This is a genomic window from Herbaspirillum chlorophenolicum (genome assembly GCF_001189955.1).
GTDB classification, from domain to species: Bacteria; Pseudomonadota; Gammaproteobacteria; order Burkholderiales; family Burkholderiaceae_D; genus Herbaspirillum; species Herbaspirillum chlorophenolicum.
In genome coordinates, this window is sequence record NZ_LFLT01000005.1 from 73992 (window position 1) to 92576 (window position 18585).

Below are 18585 nucleotides of genomic sequence, written 5' to 3' on the forward strand. Positions count from 1 at the left end.
GCCCTACTTGAAGTAGCGCGGGTCCATCTTGCGGAACACCCAGGCCGAGACCAGGGTGATCACGCCGACGATCACGAAAGTGATCTGGAAGCTGAAGCTGGTGGCCGCACCCGAATCATCCTTGAACAGGTTCACCAGCGTGCCGCCGATGGTCACGCCCAGGCCGATGGCCAGCATCTGCACCATCGAGAACAGGCTGTTGCCGCTGCCGGCATCGTTCTTGTCCAGGCCCTTCAGGGTCACGCTGTTCATGGCGGCAAACTGCATCGAGTTGGAAGCGCCGAACACGGCCAGTTGGGCGATGCCGGCGGCGAGCGGCCAATCCGGCGTAATCAGCGCGAAAGAAACGATGGCGCCGCCCACCAGCAAGGTATTGACCAGCAGGAAATTGTCGTAGCCGTAACGCTTGACCAGCGGCGCGATCCACGGCTTGGCGATGGTGCCGGCAATGGCCGCCGGCAGCAGCACCAGGCCGGATTGCAGCGGCGAATAGCCCAGCCGGACCTGCAGCAGCAGCGGCAGCAGGAAAGGCACCGCCGAGGAACCGATGCGGCACACCAGGTTGCCGGCCAGGCCGATGCTGAAGTTGGGCTCCCTGAACAATCCCAGGCGAAACAGCGGCCGCTCATGACGGCGCGCATGCAGCCAGTACAGCCAGACCGTGAGCGCCGCCAGCACGAACAGGACCGCGCTCCAGATGCCGCGATGGGTATCGAAAGGCACATCCAGCGCCAGCGAGAAAGCCACCATGCAGCCCGACAGCAAGGCACAGCCCAGCACGTCGAACTTCGGCGCCGCCGGCAACAAGTCGTTGGGCAGGTAGCGCAGTACGGCCAGCATGCCGACGGTGCCGATGGGCACGTTGATCAGGAAGATCCAGTGCCACGACAAGCTTTCCACCAGCCAGCCGCCCAGGACCGGCCCCACCACCGGCCCCAGCTGGCCGGCGATCGAAATCGAGGCCAGCGCCGCGATATATTGCGCGCCCGGCACGCTGCGCAGCACCGCCAACCGCCCCACCGGCAGCAGCATCGAACCGCCGATCCCCTGCACCACGCGCGCCGCCAGCAGTTGCGGCAGCGTATGCGCGGTAGCGCACAGGATGGAACCGATCACGAACACCAGGATGGTGGCGAAATACATCTTGCGCGTGCCGAAACGGTCCGCCAGCCAGCCCGAGGCGGGCGTGAGCGAAGCCATCGTCAGCGTGTAGGCCACCACCACCGGGTGCATGTTCAGCACCGGCTCGCCCAGGCTATGCGCCATGGCCGGCAAGGCGGTATTGACGATGGTGGTGTCCAGCGTCTGCATGAAGAAGCCGGAGGCGACAATCCACAGCAATGCGCGCTGCGACATATCGGAAGACTTGGCGGAAGGTTCGGACAGCGGGTCGGGTTGTTGGGCGGACATGGAGTGTGGCACGGAAAAAGCGGCGGGGACATGGAAGCTGACTGCCTCGATGTCCCCGCGCGATGGAATTGCTTTCTTCTTTCTTTGAAGCAGTCGCCGCTATTTTAAAGCGTTTGGCCGACCGGCATCAGAAGGCCTGCGGACGCCACTTCAACAGGCGGCGCTCCAGCGCATGCAGCAGCCAGTCCGCCGCCAGCGCCACCACCGCCAGCACGATCATCGCCGCGAACACGCCGCTGGCGTTGAAAGCGCCCTGGGCGGTCGAGATCAGCAAGCCGATGCCCTGCTTGGAACCCAGGAACTCGCCCACTACCGCACCCACCAGCGCAAAGCCGAAGCTCACGTGCAGGCTGGCCAGAATCCATGACAGCGCCGATGGGATCACCACCGCGGTTGTCACCTGGCGGCGCGATGCGCCCAGGATCTGGGCATTGGCGATCATGTAGCGGTCGGCTTCGCGCACGCCCTGGAAGGCATTGGCGAACACCACGAAGAACACCATCACCACCGCCAGCGCCACCTTGGACGCCATGCCCAGGCCGAAGGCGATCACGAAGATCGAGCCCAGCACCACGCGCGGGATCGAGTTGGCGATCTGGATGTAGAGGCTGAAGACATCCGACAGCAGCTTGTTGCGGCCCAGCACGATACCGGCGATCACGCCGGCCACCGAACCGATCAGGAAGCCCAGCACGGTTTCTTCCAGCGTCACCAGCACCTGGGTCAGCAGCGGCCCCTGCGAAGTGCCTTCGACCATCCATTCGTAGATCTGGGCCACGATCAGCGTCGGCTGCGAGAAGAAGAAGGGATCGATCCAGCCGATGCGGGCGAAGAGTTCCCAGCCGCCCAGCACCACCACCAGGATGGCGATGCGCAGGCCGATGACCAGGTTGCGGCGCCCGCGGATCTTGCGCTGCGCTTCGGCTTCGACCGCGGCGATATCCTGCATCGCCGCGTTGTGTGTGGTTTGTGCTTGTGTCATGTTACTCACCTGTGTTTGTTGGTTTTTGTCCTGCCTGCAAATCAGGCGATATGCACTTCTTCACGCAGATCGCTCCAGATCTTGCGCGAGATGTCGATGAAGCGCTGCTCGTAGCGCACCTCTTCCATGACGCGCGGGCGCGGCAGGTCGATCGGGTAGACGCTCTTCAAGGTCGCCGGGCGCGCGGTCAGCACGTAGACCTTGTCGGCCAGCGCGATCGCCTCTTCCAGGTCGTGGGTGACGAACACCACCGAGCCGGAATGGGCCGACCACAATTGCAGCAGCTCGTCTTGCATCAGCGTGCGGGTCTGCATGTCGAGCGCGGAGAACGGCTCATCCATCAACAGGATCTCCGGGCTGTTGATGAAGGTCTGCGCCAGCGCCACGCGCTTGCGCATGCCGCCCGACAACTGGTGCGGATAGTGGTCGCCGAACTTGTCCAGGCCGACGCGGCGGATCCATTCATCGGCCAGCTGGTGCGCCTGTGCCTTGGACTGGCCCCGGAACATCGGGCCAGCAGCGACGTTGTCGCGCACGCTGCGCCACGGAAACACGGCATCGTTCTGGAATACGAAACCGATGCGCGGGTCGATGCCGTTGACCGGCTGGCCCATCACGCGCACTTCGCCCATGGTCGGCTTCAAGAGGCCCGTGATCAGCGACAGCGTGGTGGACTTGCCGCAGCCGGTGGGGCCGACCACGGCGACGAACTCGCCGCGTGCCACGCTCATGGAGAAGTCGCGCAGCGCCACGGTGGCCTTGCCATCTGCAGTGATGAAGCGGCAAGTCACATTGCGCAGTTCGATGGCCGGCGTTTCCTGATTGCCGGCGGCTGGTTTGGCGAAAGCGTTTTGGTTGATCGCATTCATCTTGATGCTCTTTCTTGGGCTGAATAATCCCCTGACGCATCGAAACGCATCATGGTCGTTGGCAAAAAATCGGAGAAAACAGGGACCGGTGCTGCTGCCGGAAGAGAAGCGGTCCCGCTCCTCTCCTCCGGTCCCTTCAGGTTCGCAGGCTTACTTCACCTGGTTCACGAACTCGTCGGTGTAGGTCTTGGACAGGTCCACGTGCTTGCCCTTGACGTTCGGATTGAAGCCCGACAGCACGGCCAGCACGGTTTCCGGTCCGCCCTTGGGCATCTTGCCGTCCGGCGAATACATCGGCAGCGAGTTGTTCAGGGCCTGCACGTAGAGCGCCTTGTTGTTGCCGTAATAATCCTTGGGCATCTTGTCGGCGATCTGTTCGGCGCTGTGGGTATTGATGAACTTGAGCGTCTTGACGAAGGCGCGCGCCAGCTTTTGTGCATCATCCTTGTGGCCGTTGAGCCAGCTGCGCTGCACGTACAGGCTGGAAGCCGGATACAAGCCGCCCAGCGCCTTGACGGTGCCTTCCACGGTACGCATGTCGACCAGCACTTGCGCGTCGCCGGTCTTGAGCAGTTGCGAAGCGGTCGGTTCGGTGGTCATGCCGGCATCGATACGGCCCTGCTTGATGGCGGCAATGAAGGTGTTGTCCGCGCCCACCGGCAGCACCGAGAATTCCTTGGAGCTGATGCCGTGGCGCGAGGCCAGGTATTGGGTCAGGAAGTTGGTCGACGAACCCAGGCCGGTCACGCCCAGCGTCTTGCCCTTGGCATCGGCCATGCTCTTGAAGTTGGGTGCGGCCTTGGTGGAGACCAGCTCCACTTCGCCCGGCACCTGGCCGAAGATGGTGATGGCGGTGATTTCCTTGCCCTTGGTTTGCAAGTCGATCGAGTGGTCATAGAAACCCACCACTGCCTGCACGGCACCGGCCAGCAGTTCGTTCTCGGCATCGACGCCAGCCGGCTGCGATTGCAGCTCGACATCCAGGCCTTCTTCCTTGAAATAGCCCAGTTGCTCGGCCAGCTTGGCCGGCAGGTAAACCATCTTGGTAATGCCGCCCACCATGATGGTGATCTTGCCGGCGGCAAAGGCCTGGCTCGGCAGCGCAGCCAGGGTGGCGCTTGCCACGGCCAGCGATGCCAGCGACAAAAGGGTGCGGCGAATATTCTTGTTCATGTCAGTCTCCTGTTGGATGATGCCTTGGCGCAGGCGAAACCTGCGGATTCTAAGCCTTGTACGGTTTGCCTGCGCTGCGCCAGCCTTACTTGACCTGGTCGACGAACTCGTTGGTGTAAGTCTTCGACAGGTCGATGTTCTTGCCCTTGATGTTGGGGTTGAAGCCGGCCATCACCTTCAGCACCTGCTCCGGGCCGCCGGCCGGCATCTTGCCGTCGGGCGAATACATCGGCATGGAGGCCTTCAGCGCCTGCACGTAGATCTTCTTGTCGCCGCCGTAATAGTCCTTGGGCATCTTGTCGGCGATCTCTTCAGGTGTATGGGTCTGGATATACTTCAGGGTCTTGACGAAGGCGCGCGCCAGCTTTTGCGACTCGGCCTTGTGACTGTTCATCCACGCGCGGTTCACGTACACGCTGGAAGCCGGATACAGGCCACCCAATGCATTGCGCGTACCCTCCACGCTGCTCATGTCGACCAGTACCTTGGCGTCGCCCGAGGCCAGCAGGATGGAAGTGGTCGGTTCGGTGGTCCAGGCCACGTCGATGCGCTTTTGCTTCATGGCGGCGATCAGGGTATTGCCTGCGCCCACCGGCAGCATCGAATAATCGGAAGTCTTGAGCCCGGCGCGGCTGGCCAGGTATTGCGCAATGAAGCTGGAAGAAGAGCCCAGGCCGGTCACGCCCAGCGTCTTGCCCTTCAGGTCGGCCATGCTCTTGACGCTGCCGGCCAGGTCGGAGCGGACCATTTCCATGCCGCCCGGCACCAGCAGCAACTGGGTGATCGAGGTGATTTCCTTGCCCTTGCTCTGCAAGTCGATGGAGTGGTCGTAGTAGCCCACCACCGCCTGCACGGCGCCGGCCAGCAGCTCGTTCTCGGCGTCAACGCCGGCCGGCTGCGACTGCAGCTCGACGTCCAGGCCCTCTTCCTTGAAATAACCCAGGTTCTCGGCCAGCTTGGGCGGCAGGTAGATCAGCTTGTTGATGCCGCCGACCATGATCGTGATCTTGTCGGCTGCATGGGCCTGCGGAGCCGACAGCACCAGCGCGGCAGCCGCGACGGCGGTAGCGCTCAGCGCCAGCAGGGAACGGCGAATTACGGAAGCTTGGAACACACGGGCGTCTTGACGCATTATGATTGTCTCCTGATTTTGGTGATGGGATGGTCTGGCGCCATCTTTACTTTTTATTGATTTGCCCGCGTATTCTAAGAAGCTGAAACCTTCATCCAGCTTTCCAAAAAACCGTTTTTTTATTTGCACCGCAACAAAACCAACGAGACATTTGCATGAAATTGCTCCTGATCGAAGACAACCCGCAGCTCGCCCATTGGCTTGAACAGATCCTGAAAGAACACAAGTTCAGCGTGGATATCGCGGCTGACGGCGAGATCGCCGACCAGGTTCTGCGGGATGAGAACTACGACGTGGTGCTGCTCGACCTGATGCTTCCCAAGCTGGGCGGAAAACACGTCCTGCGGCGCCTGCGCGAGCGCCACAACGGCGTCCCGGTGATGATCCTGACCGCCAGCGGCTCGATCGACGAGAAGGTCGAGTGCCTCGGCGCCGGCGCCGACGACTATCTGGTCAAGCCCTTTGAAATACGCGAGCTGGTGGCGCGCATCAAGGTGCTGATCCGCCGCCAGACACCGGACAAGGCCGCTGAAATCCATTGCGGCGATCTGGTCTACGACAGCAACACACGCCAGTTCGCGGTATCCGGAAATACCCTGGCATTGCCGGCGCGCGAGCACGACGTACTGGAAATCCTGATGCTCAAGCAGGGCAAGACGGTGTCCAAGACCGCCTTGATGAAGGGGATCTTCAGCCTGTCGGAGGAGCCGAGCGCGGACGCCATCGAAATCTACATCTCGCGCCTGCGCAAAAAGCTGGATACCTCCAGCGCCGCCATCATGACCCTGCGCGGGCTGGGCTACCTCCTCAAGCAAAAAGATGATTGACAGCCTGCGCCTGCGGCTGCTGCTATGGCTGCTGATCCCGATGACGGTATACGTCGGCCTGTCGGCCAGCGACGCCTACGACAACGCCGTCTCCAGCGCCACGCTGATCCAGGACCGCGCCCTGCTGGCCTCGGCCCGCATGATCGCCGGCCAGGTGACCTGGCAGGAAGGCGCGCCGGTGGTGTCGGTACCGCCCGCGGCCCTCGAAATGTTCGCCTCGCCGGCGCAGGACGCGGTGTACTACCAGGTGCTGATGGACGACACCACGCTCCTGGCCGGCCGCCCCGACTTCCCGGTCGATCCTGACTTCGCCGCCATCCATCCGGTCTATACCACCACCGTGTTCGACGGCCGCGCGCTGCGCGTGGCCAGCTACATCCGCGCACTGTACGACGAAGGCACGCTGCGCATGGTGGCGGTGTCGGTAGGCCAAACCATGCAGGGCCACCAGGAAATGCTGGAGGACCTGTGGCAACCGTCGCTGCGGCGCCAGATCGTGCTGCTGCTGCTGGCGGTGGCGCTGGTGGTGCTGGGCCTGACGATAGAGCTGCGCCCCATCCTGGCGGTGAAAGACCAGTTGGCAGCACGCGATCCCAATTCGCTCACGCCGCTGCGCACCGGACAATTGCAATTGGAGTTGCGCCCCATCGTGGAAGCGATCAACCAGTACATCCAGCGGCTCAACGCACAGGTGATCGTGCAAAAGCGCTTCGTTGCCGACGCCGCGCACCAGTTGCGCACGCCGCTGACCGTGATCGATTCGCAAATCCAGTTCGCGCGCCAGCTGGACGATCCGGCGCGCCTGCCGCAGGTGCTGGCCGCGCTGCACGACAGCAGCCGCAACATGACCGACCTGACCAACAAGCTGCTGCAACTGTCGCAGGCCGAAGCCTCCAATAGCAGCGCCTTCCCGCGCGGGCCGGTCGATCTCATGGCGGTTGCCGCCACGGTGCTGGAAGAACTGGCCGGGCTGGCGCTGAAGAAGCACATCGACCTCGGCATGGAAACCGAACTGGAAAGTGCGCCGGTCAACGGCAATGAAGCGCAGCTGGCCGGCATGCTGATGAACCTGATCGACAACGCCCTGCGCTACACCCCCGACGGCGGCAAGGTAACGGTGGGCATTGCGCGCGAAGGCGACGACAGCCATGCAGGCGGCAGCGGACAATTTGTCATCACCGTCAGCGATAACGGCCCCGGCATCCCGGCCGAAGTGCGCGAGCGCGTGTTCGAGCGCTTCTATCGCAACGCTGCGCCAGACCAGCCCGGCTCCGGCCTGGGCCTGGCCATCGTGCGCGAGATCGTGCAAGCCTCGCATGGCAGCGTAACGCTGGATGCGCCCGAAGAGGGAAGCGGCCTGGTCGCGACGGTGAGATTGCCGGCATTGCCAGGGCAGGCCGCAAACCGCAGCCGTGAATGATCGGACGATCTGGATGCGGAAAAGAAAAAAGCCAGCGCGAAGCTGGCTTTTTCATAGATCTTGGTGGAAAGTGCAAGTTTCGAACTTGCGACCCCTGCAGTGTGAATGCAGTGCTCTACCCCTGAGCTAACCTTCCATTTGAACAACGCCGCATTGCTGCCCCGTTGTTCGAGAGGCGAGATTATGGCACAAGTTTTCCGGCTTGGGCAAGGGGCACGTAAATAATTCTCGCGCCTTCGTCATGGCATCAGGCCTGCGGCGCTTCTTCCGGCGGGGGCGGCTCGAAACGCCACACGCAGGCGCCCCTGACTTCCTTGTCAAGCTGGTTGAGCACGTCTTCATGCAGACGCTGGTCCTCTTCGCCGGCGGCGACCACGATCACGTCGGCCAGCGGGGCCAGTTCCAGTGTAGCGCCGTCGGCGCCCTCCTCGTCGCCACCGCCCAGACCCATGGTCAGCGAATTCTGGCCGCGCGTCATGGCCAGGTAGACCTCCGCCAGCAGCGCCGCATCCAGCAAACCGCCGTGCAAGGTACGGTGGGCGTTGGCAATGCCGTAGCGGTCGCACAGCGCGTCCAGCGAGTTGCGGCGGCCTGGGTGCAGCTCCTTGGCCATCTGCAGAGTATCGACCACTTCGGCGACGTGCTCGGAGAACGGCGGCAAGTCCAGCAGCGCCAGTTCGGCGTCGAGGAAGCCGACGTCGAAGGGTGCGTTGTGGATGATGATCTGCGCGCCGCGCACGTAGTCGAGGAATTCAGGCGCGATCTGCGCGAACGTCGGCTTGTCGCGCAGGAAATCGGTGGTCAGCCCGTGCACCGCCAGTGCGCCTTCTTCGGAGTCGCGCTGCGGGTTGATGTAGTGGTGCAGGTTGTGGCCGCTCAGTTGGCGGTTGAGCACTTCGACGCAGCCGATTTCAAGTATGCGGTTGCCGGCGCGCGGCGACAGGCCGGTGGTTTCGGTATCGAGGATGATCTGACGCATGGGGCTCCTGCTCTTTCTGTCTGTATCGGCTTATTTGATGCTGTCCACGCCGCGGTTGGCCAGTTGGTCGGCGCGCTCATTGCCGGCGTGGCCATTGTGGCCGCGCACCCAGCGCCATTCCACCTTGTGCTGCGCCTGGGCGGCGTCCAGCGCCTGCCACAGGTCGGCGTTCTTGACCGGCTCCTTGCTGGCGGTCTTCCAGCCGCGCGCCTTCCAGCCGTGGATCCATTCGCTGATGCCCTTTTGCACATACTGGCTGTCGGTGTGGACCACCACGTCGCAAGGACGCTTCAATGCGTTCAAGGCCTGGATCACCGCCATCAGTTCCATGCGGTTGTTGGTGGTGTTGTGCTCGCCGCCGAAGATTTCCTTCTCCTGGCCGCCGGACACCAGCAGTGCACCCCAGCCGCCCAGCCCGGGGTTGCCCTTGCAGGCGCCATCCGAATAAATCTCTACTTTGTCCATGCTTGTCTGTTCTGGCGCTGCACGCCTTGTTGGTTACCGCCGGGGCCGCGATCATACCCGATCCGGCCGGCGACGGTTCATTCCGATTTGTGAATCCGATTGGTGGCCGGCATGCCTCTGGGCGCCTTGACCTTCTGCCGGCTCAGGGCCGGGCCGACCAGTCGCATGCCGGGCACGCGCTTGATCGCCTGCACGATGTAGACCGCGCCGAAATACGGCCACCAGCGGTCGCCGGCCTTTTCCATGAAGCCGAAACGGCTCAGCCATTTGTCGGTTTCGCAAGGTGGCGCGTAGCAGCCGAAGTGGCCGCGGTTGACTTCCATGTTGAGCAGCTTCAACCAATCCTTCAGGCGCGGCAGGCGGATGAACTCGCCGTCGCGCGGCAGGAAGTGGGCGCCGGTCAGGCGGCCCGCCGCCTGGCGCATGCCCCACAGGCTGCTGGGATTGAAACCGCAGATGATCACCTGCCCTTCCGGGATCAGCACACGCTCGACTTCGCGTAATACCTGGTGCGGCTCGGCGGCGAACTCCAGTACGTGCGGCAGCACCACCAGGTCCAGGCTTTGGCTGGCGAACGGCAGCTCGCAGAAATCGTGCGCCAGCACTTGGGGGATTTCCAGCTCGGACTGGCTCTCGCCCGGCATGACGTTGTCGGTCAGCCAGCGGTAAGGCATGCGGTTGGCGGCCAGCGCGTGGATCTGCGGCGAACCGATCTGCACGGCGTTGAAACCGAAGATGTCGGCCGTCAGCGTATTGAGGTAGTGCTGCTCCCAAGCGCGCAAGTACGTGCCGGTCGGTGTCTGCAACCAGGCTGCGAGGTCTATAATTTCCGGATTGTCACTCATTTATTCGATCGCGCCTTATGACCGAGCAGCCAGCCACGCCAGCCAAACCGGATCGGAAAACTTCATTGGATGTCCTGGCCGTACCGGCCTTCAACGACAACTACCTTTGGTTGATTCATAACGGGCGCTATGCCGCCGTGGTGGACCCGGGCGACGCCGGGCCGGTCTTGGCCGCGCTCAAGGAAAACGGCTTGACGCTGGCCGCTATTCTACTGACTCATCATCATGCTGACCACGTCGGCGGTGTAGCCGAATTGGCCGAACGCGCCAGGAGCGCCGAATTCCCTGCCATTGCGGTGTACGGCCCGGCGCGCGAACGCGCGAAAATCGCCGGCATCACACAGCCGGTGGCCGAAGGCGACCGGGTCAACCTGCCTCGCCTGCCGCTAGACCTGACCGTCATCGAGGTGCCGGGGCACACGCTGGGCCACATCGCCTACCATGCAGCTGGCGAAGGCCTGCTCTTTTGCGGCGACACGCTCTTTGCCGGCGGCTGCGGCCGCCTGTTCGAAGGCACGCCGGCACAGATGGTGGACTCGCTTGCCAAACTGGCAAGCTTGCCGGGCGACACCAAGGTCTATTGCGCGCATGAGTACACCATGTCGAACCTGAAATTCGCGGCTGCGGTAGAGCCCGACAATGGAGAGCTTGCCGCCCGGATGACAGAAGAGCAGGCCAAGCGCGACCGCGGGCAGCCTACCGTTCCCTCGACCATCGGATTGGAGCGTAAAACCAACCCATTCCTGAGGGCGACCCAGCCCACCATCGTAAAATCGCTGCAGGATGCGGGACGTTTGCAGACGTTTGGCGAAGTTGAGAGCTTCGCCGCACTACGCGAATGGAAAAATACCTACAAATAAGCCGACGATCGCGGTGATTTGGCGCCAAAACCCAAGCAAATCAAGGATTTGGCTTTGTAACAGCGGCCAATTTTTACTTGACTGCGGAAAAGGGTCTTCCGTACACTCCCTGCATTCCCCATTTTGGCGCGCCGGTTTTTACGCATTTTTACCAAGAACCTTTGGCGGCGCCAGGTGCGAGTCGTGCTTGGGGGAAATCCGCAGTTTCCGATCTTGCATTGCCGCCATGACTGCCCAGCGATGGAATCCGATGAAATCGTTTTCCGGCAGAAGGCTATGAGCTTATGTACAGCTCTGCAACGGAAGCGCCGAATGCAAACTTTAGCCCTCTGGCACAGGATAACGCCCTCATGCAGCGAACACTGAAGAAACTCGCTTTAGCCGCTCTGTTTTGCGCAAGCACCCCGCTGCTCTCCCACGCCAACGACATCTCGATCTACCCCGCTCCCTTCAATGCGATCAATCCCGAGCTCGGCGCCAATGCGCTGCCGGGGATGAACGACATCGATATCTGGACCCGCATCCGCAAGGGCTTCGGCATCCCCGACCTGGACAACAGCCTGGTCGAGAGCCAGACGCAGTGGTACAGCTCGCGCCCCGACTACATCCAGCGCACCACCGTGCGCGCCTCGCGCTACCTGTTCCACGTGGTGCAGGAACTGGAAAAACGCGGCATGCCGACCGAGCTGGCGCTGCTGCCCTTCATCGAATCGGCATTCAACCCGGAAGCGCTGTCGACCGCCAAGGCGGCCGGCATGTGGCAGTTCATCCCGTCCACCGGGCGTGACTACAACCTCAAGCAGAACATGTTCACCGACGAGCGCCGCGACGTGCTGGCCTCGACCGATGCCGCGCTGACCTACCTGCAAAAGCTGTACGGCATGTTCGGCGACTGGCAGCTGGCGCTGGCAGCCTACAACTGGGGCGAAGGTTCGGTGCAGCGCGCAGTCAACCGCAACCTGGCGGCCGGCCTGCCGATCGACTTCAACACGCTGTCGGCGCAGATGCCCAATGAGACGCGCAACTACGTGCCCAAGCTGCAGGCGGTGAAGAACATCATCGCCAATCCTGGCGCTTTCGATATCGCCCTGCCCAAGGTCGACAACCAGCCCTACTTCGTCACCATCGGCAAGACCCGCAACATCGACGTGAAGGTCGCCGCGCAACTGGCAGAACTGTCGCTGGACGAATTCAAGGCGCTCAACCCGCAGTTCAACCGACCGGTGATCATCGGCGGCGAAGACACCAAGATCCTGCTGCCGGAAAACAATGCCGAGAAGTTCAAGGCCAACATGTCCAAGTGGACCCAGGCCTTCACCAGCTGGACTGCGCATACCGTCTCCAGCGCCCGCGAACGCATCGAAACCATCGCCAGCAAGTTCGGCACGACGCCTGAGGTGATCCGCAGCGTCAACCAGATTCCGCCGCGCATGGTGCTCAAGGCAGGCTCCACCATCTTGGTGCCCAAGTCCGAGGAAACCACCTCGCTCGATACCGAGCTGACCCCTGAAATCGCCGACAACGCCCGCCTGGCCATCGCACCGGACGTACCGGAAAGCCGCCGCATCTATGTCAAGGCCGGCAAGCGCGACACCCTGGCCGGCATCGCCGGCCGCTACCGCGTGAGCGTGGCGCAGATCAAGGAATGGAATGGCTTGAAGCGCGACACGCTGGCCGCCGGCCAGAGCCTGCAATTGAACGTGCCCAATACTGCGCATGCCGCACCGACCCGCGTGGCAGCCGTGCACCGCCCGGCGCCGGTACGCAGGCAAGTCGCCGCCGCCAAGGCGCCGGTGCGCAAGGCAGCCCCCGCACCGGCACGCAAGGTGGCCGCGGGCAAGCCGATCACGCTGGCCTCGGGCAACAGCGCACGCAAGCAATAACGCCCTTCGGACGCACAAGGTCCGATGCAGAAATCCGGAGGATGCCGGAGGAGACGACAGCAGTTCGACTGCCATCACAACAAGAAACCAGAAAGCCCCGCGCAAGCGGGGCTTTTTGTTTGCGCCGTCCGCCGGACAGCTGCACCGGAGCGGCTACCTCCGCATCACACTGCGTAAGACGCCGCCAGCAAGCGCTGCGTATAGGCATGCTGCGGGCGCTGCATGATGTCCTGCGTGTCGCCCCTCTCCACTACCTTGCCGTCCTTCATCACCAATACCTGATGCGCCATGGCGCGCACCACCGCCAGGTCGTGCGTGATGAACAGATAAGCCAGGCCGTGGCGTCGCTGCAGTTCCGACAGCAGCTGCAGCACCTGCTGCTGCACGGTGACATCCAGCGCCGAGGTCGGCTCGTCCAGCAGCAGCAATTCCGGCTGCAGCACCAGCGCGCGGGCGATGGCGATGCGCTGTCGCTGGCCGCCGGAGAATTCATGCGGATAACGCTCCAGCACCGAATCCGGCAAACCGACTTCCGCCAAGGCATCGGCGATCTTGCGGCGCTGCTGTTCCGCGCCCAGGTCGGGATGATGCAGCGCCAGGCCTTCGCCGACGATCTGCTCCACCGTGCGGCGCGGCGATAGCGAGGCATACGGGTCCTGGAACACCACCTGCATGCGCGAGCGCATGGGGCGCAGCTCGCGGCTGGGCGTGTTGTCGATGGACTGCCCATCGAAGCGGATCGTCCCCGCTACCTGGGCGCCGGACAAGCGCAGCAGCGCCATGCCCAAGGTCGACTTGCCGGAACCGGATTCACCGACGATGCCCAGCGTTTCGCCCCGGCGCAGTTGCAGGTCCACCCCATCGACTGCCTGGAACAGGCGCTTCCTGAACCAGCCCTGCTTGATCTTGTAGGTGCAGCGCAATTGCTCGGCCTGCAGCACCACGCCTGCATCCGGCGCGACATCGGCGACGCTGCGCTGCGGGCGGCTTTGCAGCAGCTTCCTGGTATAGGGCTGCTGCGGGTTGGCGAAGAGTTCCTCGGTAGGCGCGGCCTCGACCAGCTTGCCCTTTTCCATCACGCCCACATGGTCGGCGAAATGGCGCACCAGGTTGAGGTCGTGGGAGATGATCAGCACCGCCATGTTTTCATCGCGCTGCAACTGGTTCAGCAGCTCCAGGATTTGCACCTGGATGGTCACGTCCAGCGCCGTGGTCGGCTCGTCGGCGATCAGCAGCTTCGGCTTGCAGGCCAGCGCCATGGCGATCATCGCACGCTGGCGCTGGCCGCCGGAGAGTTCATGCGGATAGGCCAGCGCGCGCCGCGCAGGTTCCGGGATGCCGGTTTTCTCCAGCAATTCCACTGTGCGCTGCGCGGCCTGTTTGGCGTTGATGCCTTCGTGCCGCATCAGCACCTCGGCAATCTGGTTGCCGATGGTGAACAGCGGATTGAGCGCAGTCATCGGCTCCTGGAAAATCATCGCCACATCCTTGCCGCGCACCTGCTGCATCTGGCGTTCGCTTTTTTGCAGGATGTCCTCGCCATCGAAGAGGATCTCGCCGCCGTATTGCGCATCCTGGTTGAGCCTGAGCACGGCCAGCGAACTGACCGACTTGCCGGAACCGGACTCGCCCACCAGCGCAAACTTCTGGCCCGGCGCGATCGAAAAGCTGACATCGTCCACCACGGTGGAAGCGCCGAAGCGGATCACCAGGTTCCGGACTTCCAGCAAAGGGCCGCTCACGTTCACGCTCATGCTCATGCTTTCCTCCGTACATCGAGGGCGTTACGCAAGGCATCGCCGATATTGGTCAACAAGAGCAGCATCACGGTCAGCACGATGAAGGTCGACAACGCGATCCACCATGCGTCCAGATTGTTCTTGCCCTGCGCCAGCAGCTCGCCCAGGCTGGGCGTGGATGGCGGCACCCCGAGCCCGAGGAAGTCCAGGCTGGTCAGCGCCAGGATGGCCGCACTCATGCGGAACGGCAGGAAGGTCACCACCGTGGTCAGGCTGTTGGGCAAGATATGGCGCCAGATGATCTGGCGGTTCGACAACCCCAGGGCGCGTGCGGCCTGCACATATTCCAGGTTGCGGTTGCGCAGGAAATCGGCGCGCACGTAGTCGGACAGCGCCATCCAGCCGAACAGCGACAGCAGGATCAGCAACAGGCCCAGGCTGGGCTGGAAGATCGAGGAAAAGATGATCAGCAGGTAAAGCTCGGGCATCGAACCCCAGATCTCCAGGACGCGTTGCATGAACAAATCGGTGCGCCCGGCAAAGTAGCCCTGCAAGGCGCCGGCGGCGATGCCCAGCACCACGCCGATGACGGTCAGTGCGATGCCGAACAGGATAGAGATGCGGAAACCGTAGAGCAGCCGCGCGAACACGTCGCGCCCGCGGTCATCGGTGCCCAGCCAATTGTCGGCAGAAGGCGCCGCCGGGTTGGGATCTTTGGAGAAGTAGTTCAGCGTGTCGTAGCTGTAGCGATTGAGCGGGTAGACGGCCCAGTTGCCGTCTTTCCTGAACTGTTCCTGGATGAACGGATCGAGGTAGTCGGCCGGGGAATCGAAGTCGCCGCCGAAGCTTTTGTCGGAATAGTCACGCAGCATGGGAAACATCAGTTCCCCGTTGTAGCGCGCCACCAGCGGCTTGTCGTTGGAGAACAATTCGGCGCCGAGACTGATGACGAACAGCGCGGTGAAGATCACCAGGCTCCAATAGCCGCGGCGGCTGGCGCGAAAGCGCAGCCAGATGCGGCGGCTGGGAGAAAGCGAGGGAACGGAAGTGGTGGGGATCTGCATTGCGCTCATTTGGCCAGGCTTTCGAATTGCAGGCGCGGATCGGCCCAGACGTAGCAGAGGTCGCCCAGCAGCTTGACCACCAGGCCGATCAGCGTGAACAGATAGAGCGTGCCCATCACCACCGGGTAGTCGCGGCGGATCACCGATTCATAGGACAGCAGCCCCAGGCCATCGAGCGAGAACAGCGTCTCGATCAGCAGGCTGCCGGCGAAGAAGGCGCCGATGAAGGCGGCCGGGAAGCCGGTCACCAGCGGAATCAGCGCATTGCGGAACACGTGCTTGTAGAGCACCTTGTTTTCCGAGAGGCCCTTGGCGCGCGCGGTCAGCACGTATTGCTTGCGGATCTCTTCGAGAAAGGTGTTCTTGGTCAGGATCGTCATGGTGGCGAACGACCCGGCCACCGAAGCGGTGATGGGCAGGGTGATGTGCCAGAGATAGTCGAGCACCTTGCCGGCGGGCGAGAGCATCTCCCAATTATCCGAAGTCAGCCCCCGCAAGGGGAACCATTGCAGGAAGCTGCCGCCGCCAAACAGCACCAGCAGGAAAACGCCCAGCACGAAACCGGGGATGGAATAACCGACCAGTACCGCCATGCTGCTCAAGACATCAAAACGGCTGCCTTCGCGCACTGCCTTGGCAATGCCCAGCGGCACGGAAATCAGATACGTCAGGAAGAAGGTCCATAGGCCGATGGTGAGTGACACCGGCATCTTGGATTTGACCAGTTCCCACACATCGGCATGATGATAAAAGCTGCGCCCCAGGTCGAAGGTCGCGAAACCTTTGAGCATGAGGACGAAGCGCTCCATCGGCGGCTTGTCGAAACCGTACAGCGCCTGGATTTCCTTGACACGCTCGGCGTCGAGCCCCTGCCGGGCGCGATATTGCGACGCGCCGCCGGCCGACTCGTGCACGCCGGCGCGCCCTTTCAATTCCTGCATCATCTGCTCGACCGGCCCGCCCGGTACGAACTGGATCACCGCGAAGGTAATGGCAATCACGCCCAGCAGGGTAGGCACCATCAGCACGATACGTTTCAGTATGTACGCCCAGATATTCATGGCAAAAATTTCCTTGAGGGGTTCAGTCCGGCTGGCTCAGCGCGGTTTGCTCATCTTGGCTTGCTCATCTCGGCTTGTTTTCCCACCACATGCCGATCACGAAGGGATTGGCTTCGTAGTACTTGGGCAAGGTGGCGGGAATGCCGAACCGGTTGCGATAAGCCATCCGGTGCGTTCCCGAATACCAATGCGGCACCGTGATGTACAAACTCAGCAATACGCGATCCAGCGCATGGGTCGCCGTCACCAGCTCGGCGCGCGACTTGGCCGCCACCACTTTGCCGACCAGTTGGTCCACCGCGGCATTCTTGAGTCCCCATACATTGTTGGAGCCGGTTTCATCGGCGGCCTTGGAGCCGAACATGTCGAACATCTCGCTACCTGGGCTATTGGTCGCTGGCAAGGCCAGGCTGGTCATGTCGAAATCGAAGTTTTCCACCAGCTTTTGCGCCAGCGCAAAGTCGGCCACGCGCTGGTTCACGCGGATACCGAGCTTTTCCAGGTTGCGCACGTACACGCCGATGACGCGCGACATGGAGGGCTGGTCATCCAATATCTCGAAGGTAAAAACCTCGCCCTTGGCATTGCGCAAGGCGCCATCGCGGTATTCCCAGCCGGCTTCCTTCAACAGCTCCCGCGCCTTGAGCAGGTTGGCCCGCAGCGAACCTGGCGGATTGGTATTGGGCGGCGCCGGCACCGGCCCGAAAACATCCGGCTGGAGCTTGCCGCGCAATGGCTCGAGCAAGGCGAGTTCAGCCGCCGACGGCACGCCGGTGGCGGCCAGCTCCGAATTGGCGAAGAAGGAATTGATGCGCGTGTACTGGTTGTAGAACAGTTGCCGGTTCAGCCATTCGTAATCCAGCGCCAATCCCAGCGCCTGGCGCACGCGCACATCCTGGAATTGCGGGCGGCGCAGGTTCATCACGAAGCCCTGCATGTTGGCTCCGTTCTGGTGCGGGAAACTGTGCTTGATGATTTCGCCGCTGGCGAACTTGGGGCCGTTATAACCGCGCACCCAGTTCTTGGCGCTGTACTCCACCACGACATCGAACTCGCCGGCCTTGAAGGCCTCCAGGCGCGCGAGGTCATCCTTGTAGAAACGATAGACGATACGGTTGAAATTGAACGTCCCCTTGCGGGCCGGCAAGTCATCGCCCCAATAGTCGGCGCGGCGCTTGAAGGTGATGCTGCGGCCGAGATCGTAGGTTTCGATGGAGTAAGGCCCGCTGCTGATGGGCGGCACCAGCTGGATCTGGTCGAACGGCGTACCGGCCGCCCATTTGCGCGAAAACACCGGCAGGCTGCCCACGATCAGGGGCAATTCATGGCTGTTGCTCTTGAAGTCAAAGCGCACGGTCTGGCCATCGATGACCACGCACTGCTTCACATCGGCGAAGTACGACTTGTATTGCGGCGCGCCCTTGGCAATCAAGGTATCGAAGGAGTACTTGACGTCGGCCGCCGTGACCGCGTCGCCATTGTTGAAACGCGCCTTGGCATTGACATGGAATGTCATCGACATGCGGTCGGGCGCCAGGGCCATGTCGTCGGCCAGCAGGCCGTACATGGTCGCCACTTCATCGGCCGAACCGATTGCCAGCGTCTCGACCATCAGTTCGCTCACGCCCGCCGCCGCCACGCCCTTGAGCGAAAACGGGTTGAACTTGTCGAAACTGGTGCGGCGGTCCGGGTTGGCAAGATAGAGCGTGCCGCGCTTGGGCGCATCCGGGTTGACGTAGTCGAAGTGGGTGAAACCGGCGGGATACTTGGGTGTGTCGTACAGCGAGAAGGCATGTGCGGCGGCGGCGGGATTGCTCTGGATCAGGACAGCGGCCAGCAGGCAGGAGAAAAGGGTTTTGACCATGCGGTGTTTGTC

Annotated in this window: 16 protein-coding genes and 1 tRNA gene; 4 read left to right on the forward strand and 13 right to left on the reverse strand. The window is 62.5% G+C overall.

All coding sequences use genetic code 11. The features are described from left to right. Nucleotides 1–3: 3 nt before the first annotated feature. From AKL28_RS05220 to AKL28_RS05240, 5 genes are all read right to left on the reverse strand, one after another. Entirely contained in the window at nt 4–1410 is a 1407-nt protein-coding gene (locus tag AKL28_RS05220; protein WP_082221370.1) for a DHA2 family efflux MFS transporter permease subunit, read from the reverse strand. Between the two features lie 127 nt (nt 1411–1537). Continuing rightward, the gene (locus tag AKL28_RS05225) at nt 1538–2392 is read right to left on the reverse strand and encodes an ABC transporter permease (RefSeq protein WP_050467006.1); all 855 of its coding nucleotides are present in this window, start codon (nt 2390–2392) and stop codon (nt 1538–1540) included. Nucleotides 2393–2433: 41 nt separating this feature from the next. Then, entirely contained in the window at nt 2434–3261 is an 828-nt protein-coding gene (locus tag AKL28_RS05230) for an ABC transporter ATP-binding protein (RefSeq protein WP_050467007.1), read from the reverse strand. 150 nt (nt 3262–3411) lie between these two features. Beyond that, the gene (locus AKL28_RS05235; protein ID WP_050467008.1) at nt 3412–4434 is read right to left on the reverse strand and encodes an ABC transporter substrate-binding protein; all 1023 of its coding nucleotides are present in this window, start codon (nt 4432–4434) and stop codon (nt 3412–3414) included. 85 nt (nt 4435–4519) lie between these two features. Beyond that, the gene (locus tag AKL28_RS05240; protein WP_050467009.1) at nt 4520–5566 is read right to left on the reverse strand and encodes an ABC transporter substrate-binding protein; all 1047 of its coding nucleotides are present in this window, start codon (nt 5564–5566) and stop codon (nt 4520–4522) included. A 155-nt stretch (nt 5567–5721) separates the two neighbouring features. Between AKL28_RS05240 and AKL28_RS05245 the strand changes: the two genes are divergently transcribed. Both AKL28_RS05245 and AKL28_RS05250 read left to right on the forward strand, forming a co-directional pair. Then, a complete protein-coding gene (locus AKL28_RS05245; protein WP_050467010.1) occupies nt 5722–6393 on the forward strand; it encodes a response regulator in 672 nt (223 codons plus the stop codon). Next, a complete protein-coding gene (locus AKL28_RS05250) occupies nt 6386–7813 on the forward strand; it encodes a sensor histidine kinase (protein ID WP_050467011.1) in 1428 nt (475 codons plus the stop codon). The genes AKL28_RS05245 and AKL28_RS05250 overlap by 8 nt, the downstream gene beginning before the upstream one ends. A gap of 61 nt (nt 7814–7874) precedes the next feature. On the opposite strand, the gene AKL28_RS05255 is transcribed toward AKL28_RS05250, so the two are convergent. The 4 genes from AKL28_RS05255 to AKL28_RS05270 form a co-directional block, all read right to left on the reverse strand. After that, nucleotides 7875–7949, reverse strand: a tRNA-Val gene (locus AKL28_RS05255). 111 nt (nt 7950–8060) lie between these two features. Continuing rightward, nucleotides 8061–8792 (reverse strand): DNA polymerase III subunit epsilon, encoded by a 732-nt coding sequence (gene dnaQ / locus AKL28_RS05260; RefSeq protein ID WP_050467012.1) that lies wholly within the window; start codon nt 8790–8792, stop codon nt 8061–8063. 30 nt (nt 8793–8822) lie between these two features. Then, complete coding sequence (gene rnhA / locus AKL28_RS05265; RefSeq protein ID WP_050467013.1) at nt 8823–9257, reverse strand: ribonuclease HI; 435 nt, start codon at nt 9255–9257, stop codon at nt 8823–8825. A gap of 77 nt (nt 9258–9334) precedes the next feature. Then, the gene (locus tag AKL28_RS05270) at nt 9335–10102 is read right to left on the reverse strand and encodes a class I SAM-dependent methyltransferase (protein ID WP_050467014.1); all 768 of its coding nucleotides are present in this window, start codon (nt 10100–10102) and stop codon (nt 9335–9337) included. A gap of 65 nt (nt 10103–10167) precedes the next feature. Here AKL28_RS05270 and gloB point away from each other — a divergent pair, with 65 nt between their 5' ends. Beyond that, nucleotides 10168–10962 carry a hydroxyacylglutathione hydrolase gene (gene gloB / locus AKL28_RS05275; RefSeq protein WP_050467015.1) on the forward strand — a complete coding sequence of 265 codons (795 nt, stop codon included), beginning with the start codon at nt 10168–10170 and terminating at the stop codon, nt 10960–10962. Nucleotides 10963–11312: 350 nt separating this feature from the next. Further along, nucleotides 11313–12845 carry a transglycosylase SLT domain-containing protein gene (locus AKL28_RS05280; protein WP_050467016.1) on the forward strand — a complete coding sequence of 511 codons (1533 nt, stop codon included), beginning with the start codon at nt 11313–11315 and terminating at the stop codon, nt 12843–12845. Nucleotides 12846–13009: 164 nt separating this feature from the next. Here AKL28_RS05280 and AKL28_RS05285 read toward each other — a convergent pair whose 3' ends face one another. The 4 genes from AKL28_RS05285 to AKL28_RS05300 all read right to left on the reverse strand — a co-directional run bounded on the left by AKL28_RS05285 (nt 13010) and on the right by AKL28_RS05300 (nt 18573). After that, the gene (locus tag AKL28_RS05285; RefSeq protein ID WP_231602345.1) at nt 13010–14605 is read right to left on the reverse strand and encodes an ABC transporter ATP-binding protein; all 1596 of its coding nucleotides are present in this window, start codon (nt 14603–14605) and stop codon (nt 13010–13012) included. Then, nucleotides 14602–15657 carry an ABC transporter permease gene (locus tag AKL28_RS05290; protein WP_050467017.1) on the reverse strand — a complete coding sequence of 352 codons (1056 nt, stop codon included), beginning with the start codon at nt 15655–15657 and terminating at the stop codon, nt 14602–14604. Before AKL28_RS05290 ends, AKL28_RS05285 begins: the two co-directional genes overlap by 4 nt. Further along, on the reverse strand, nt 15654–16709 hold the full coding sequence (locus AKL28_RS05295; RefSeq protein WP_050467018.1) for a microcin C ABC transporter permease YejB: 1056 nt from the start codon (nt 16707–16709) through the stop codon (nt 15654–15656). Before AKL28_RS05295 ends, AKL28_RS05290 begins: the two co-directional genes overlap by 4 nt. 64 nt (nt 16710–16773) lie before the next feature. Then, nucleotides 16774–18573: an extracellular solute-binding protein gene (locus AKL28_RS05300; protein ID WP_050467019.1), complete on the reverse strand. Its 1800-nt coding sequence runs from the start codon at nt 18571–18573 to the stop codon at nt 16774–16776. Between the last annotated feature and the right edge of the window lie 12 nt (nt 18574–18585).

What these genes read in the sequence shown, in the direction of transcription:
- AKL28_RS05220 (WP_082221370.1), bottom strand. Translation starts at nt 1,410, where the DNA reads ATGTCCGCCCAACAACCCGACCCGCTGTCCGAACCTTCCGCCAAGTCT.
- AKL28_RS05225 (WP_050467006.1), bottom strand. Translation starts at nt 2,392, where the DNA reads ATGACACAAGCACAAACCACACACAACGCGGCGATGCAGGATATCGCC.
- AKL28_RS05230 (WP_050467007.1), bottom strand. Translation starts at nt 3,261, where the DNA reads ATGAATGCGATCAACCAAAACGCTTTCGCCAAACCAGCCGCCGGCAAT.
- AKL28_RS05235 (WP_050467008.1), bottom strand. Translation starts at nt 4,434, where the DNA reads ATGAACAAGAATATTCGCCGCACCCTTTTGTCGCTGGCATCGCTGGCC.
- AKL28_RS05240 (WP_050467009.1), bottom strand. Translation starts at nt 5,566, where the DNA reads ATGCGTCAAGACGCCCGTGTGTTCCAAGCTTCCGTAATTCGCCGTTCC.
- AKL28_RS05245 (WP_050467010.1), top strand. Translation starts at nt 5,722, where the DNA reads ATGAAATTGCTCCTGATCGAAGACAACCCGCAGCTCGCCCATTGGCTT.
- AKL28_RS05250 (WP_050467011.1), top strand. Translation starts at nt 6,386, where the DNA reads ATGATTGACAGCCTGCGCCTGCGGCTGCTGCTATGGCTGCTGATCCCG.
- dnaQ (WP_050467012.1), bottom strand. Translation starts at nt 8,792, where the DNA reads ATGCGTCAGATCATCCTCGATACCGAAACCACCGGCCTGTCGCCGCGC.
- rnhA (WP_050467013.1), bottom strand. Translation starts at nt 9,257, where the DNA reads ATGGACAAAGTAGAGATTTATTCGGATGGCGCCTGCAAGGGCAACCCC.
- AKL28_RS05270 (WP_050467014.1), bottom strand. Translation starts at nt 10,102, where the DNA reads ATGAGTGACAATCCGGAAATTATAGACCTCGCAGCCTGGTTGCAGACA.
- AKL28_RS05280 (WP_050467016.1), top strand. Translation starts at nt 11,313, where the DNA reads ATGCAGCGAACACTGAAGAAACTCGCTTTAGCCGCTCTGTTTTGCGCA.
- AKL28_RS05285 (WP_231602345.1), bottom strand. Translation starts at nt 14,605, where the DNA reads ATGAGCATGAGCGTGAACGTGAGCGGCCCTTTGCTGGAAGTCCGGAAC.
- AKL28_RS05290 (WP_050467017.1), bottom strand. Translation starts at nt 15,657, where the DNA reads ATGAGCGCAATGCAGATCCCCACCACTTCCGTTCCCTCGCTTTCTCCC.
- AKL28_RS05295 (WP_050467018.1), bottom strand. Translation starts at nt 16,709, where the DNA reads ATGAATATCTGGGCGTACATACTGAAACGTATCGTGCTGATGGTGCCT.
- AKL28_RS05300 (WP_050467019.1), bottom strand. Translation starts at nt 18,573, where the DNA reads ATGGTCAAAACCCTTTTCTCCTGCCTGCTGGCCGCTGTCCTGATCCAG.